Source organism: Euzebya sp., from assembly GCF_964222135.1.
GTDB lineage: Bacteria > Actinomycetota > Nitriliruptoria > Euzebyales > Euzebyaceae > Euzebya.
The window spans coordinates 1-2,427 of the sequence record NZ_CAXQBR010000052.1 but is presented as its reverse complement, the minus strand read 5'-3'; the positions used below and the strand labels follow the sequence as shown (position 1 = coordinate 2,427).

The 2,427-nt window shown below is 72.2% G+C and carries 4 protein-coding genes; 2 read left to right on the top strand and 2 right to left on the bottom strand.

Features of this window, described 5'->3' with window-relative positions:
- A partial coding sequence (locus ACEQ2X_RS12100; RefSeq protein WP_370326069.1) for a HAMP domain-containing protein occupies positions 1-905 on the bottom strand: 905 nt, incomplete at its 3' end.
- Positions 892-1,593: a response regulator transcription factor gene (locus ACEQ2X_RS12095; protein WP_370326068.1), complete on the bottom strand. Its 702-nt coding sequence runs from the start codon at positions 1,591-1,593 to the stop codon at positions 892-894. The genes ACEQ2X_RS12100 and ACEQ2X_RS12095, both read right to left, overlap by 14 nt.
- Before the next feature lie 111 nt (positions 1,594-1,704).
- On the opposite strand from ACEQ2X_RS12095, the gene ACEQ2X_RS12090 reads away from it, so the two are divergent.
- Both ACEQ2X_RS12090 and ACEQ2X_RS12085 read left to right on the top strand, forming a co-directional pair.
- Positions 1,705-1,950, top strand: coding sequence for a hypothetical protein (locus tag ACEQ2X_RS12090; RefSeq protein ID WP_370326067.1), 246 nt, complete (start codon positions 1,705-1,707; stop codon positions 1,948-1,950).
- The coding region (locus ACEQ2X_RS12085; RefSeq protein WP_370326066.1) for a PCYCGC motif-containing (lipo)protein at positions 1,947-2,427 on the top strand (481 nt) is incomplete at its 3' end. The genes ACEQ2X_RS12090 and ACEQ2X_RS12085, both read left to right, overlap by 4 nt.

Below are 2,427 nucleotides of genomic sequence, written 5' to 3'. Positions count from 1 at the left end.
CGCGCGGCGTCGGCTGCGGCGAGGGTCTCCAGATCGCCGACAAGGCGGGTGAGCCGGACGATCTCGTCGTGGAGGGAGGCGAGCGCGGCGTCGTCGGGTTGGGTGACGCCGTCGAGGAGGGCTTCGGCCTCCCCGTGGAGGATCGCCAAGGGTGTGCGGAGCTCGTGGGCGATGTCGGCGACCATCTGCCGGCGCGCCCGTGCGGTGGTCTCCAGGCGATCGGCCATATCGTCGAAGGTGTGGGCCAGCACGCCCAACTCGCCGGGCGCAGCCACGTCTGCCCTGGCGGTGGTGTCTCCGGCGGCGAGACGCGACGCCGCAGCGGTCAGGGCGGTGACCGGTCGGGTCAGGCGACGGGCCACGACCACCGCGACGCCGAGGGCGACGGCGGTGGCCAGGAGGGTGCCGATGACCGCGGTGCGCCACAGCGCGGAGCGCAGCTGATCCGCCGGCCCTCCGTGCGCGGTTGGGAAGGTAAGGGACACCGCCCCGGTCACCTCGCCGTCCACGACCACGTCGGCGGTGAACGGGCGGCCGCGCGGCTGCTCGACGGTGGCGACGCCGTGCATCGCGGCCATCATCTCCGCCGTCTGGTCGGTGGGCGCGGCGACCACCGCACCGTCGGGGCCGGTGACGACCAGGCGGGCTTCGGCGCTCGCGGCCACCGCGGCCGTCGTGTCGAGGTCGGCGTCGGTCCACCCGCCGGCGTCGGCGTAGGCGGCGGCGGCCGCGGCCGCTGCGGCCTCCGTCGCGATGCGGTGCTCGCGGTCGAGCAGCCGCCGGGTCTGGGCGTCGGTGGCGACGACGATCAGCCCCGCCAGGACCACGACGGCGGCGACGGCGACGGTGACGAACGCCGCGGCCAGGCGCAGCGCGAGGGAACCCCGACGGCTAGCGGGGGTCACGGGGCAGCCCGAAGCGGTAGCCGACACCCATCACGGTGGTCACCAGCTGCGGGTCGGACGGGTCCTGTTCGATCTTGCGGCGGAGGTTCTTCACGTGGCTGTCGACGGTCCGCTCGTACCCGTCGAACTCATGCCCCCGAATCCGGTTGATCAACTCGAAGCGGCTGAACACCCGGCCCGGTGACGCGGTCAGGGCGGTCAGGAGGGTCCACTCGGTCGGGGTGAGCTCCACCACGGCGCCAGCGACGATCACCTCACGTCGGTCGACGTCGATGACGACCCACCCCTCACCGAAGCTCGTAGCGATGTCGCCGCCGTCCGCGGCGCCTGAGCGACGCAGGATCGCCTGCACGCGGAGGACGAGCTCGCGTGGGCTGAACGGCTTGGTCAGATAGTCGTCGGCCCCAAGCTCCAGGCCCGCGATGCGGTCAGCTTCCCCCGCCTTGGCAGTCAGCATCAGGATCGGCGTGGCCGACGTGCGGCGGATCTCAGCGGCGATGGTCTCCCCGGCGATGTCCGGCAGTCCGAGGTCCAGGACGATGAGGTCGGGGGACGCCTGGTGATGGAGGGTCAGCGCCTCGGCGCCCGACCCCGTCGACACCACCAGGAGCCCAGCGCGTTCGAGGTAGCTGCGCACGAGGGTGCGGATCTTCGACTCGTCCTCGACGAGCAGCACGGTGGATGTCATCACCCCGAGCATCCCGCCCCGCTGTCCGCTCTGCACGTGGTACGGACTGAAAACGCCGCGGCTACCCCGCATCTCCACAGGTTCTACACACCGCCCGCCGACAGTGCCGGCATGCACAAGAACCACCTCATCGGTTGTGGCGTCGGGGTCGCCATCGCGCTCGCGGTCGTGGCGCTGTCCGGTGGCGCCGCGGGCAGCATCGGCGTCCTCGCAGCAGTGCTGGTCTGCCCGCTCGTCATGGGCGCCGCCCTGTGGTGGCTGGCCCGACCTGACGTCACCGCACGGCCCGAACCCGCGCGAGCGGCGAGGCCCCGGACCGACACCGACACCGCCGACACCCTGGAACGGCTCCGATGACCCTTCCACCGGACACCGCTCCCGACGACGGGAGGTCACAGGCTAGCCGTCTGCGGCTCATCGCCGGTTTCGTCGCGCTCGCGACGGCGGTTGCCGTCGGGATCGTGCTGACGATCGGGCTGACCACGGTCGTCGACCCCCAGGCCTCGACCACCGCTGCGGCGCCGATGGGCCGCATCTCCCCCGACGGGGTGCTGGACCTCACCAGCGTCGACGACGTCATGGCTGAGCGGTATCGCCACGCCGCTGAGCACGCCGACACCTACGACCACGTCCGCTGCTACTGCGGCTGTGAGGCGGCGTTCGACCACACCAAGCTGACCGACTGCTTCCTCCGGGCCGACGGCGGGTGGGAAGCCCACGGAGCCGGATGTGGCATCTGCATCGCCGAAGCCGACGCCGTCCGCGACCACCTCGACGCCGGCACCCCCCTCCCCGACATCGTCGAGGACATCGACGACCGCTTCGGACCCTCCA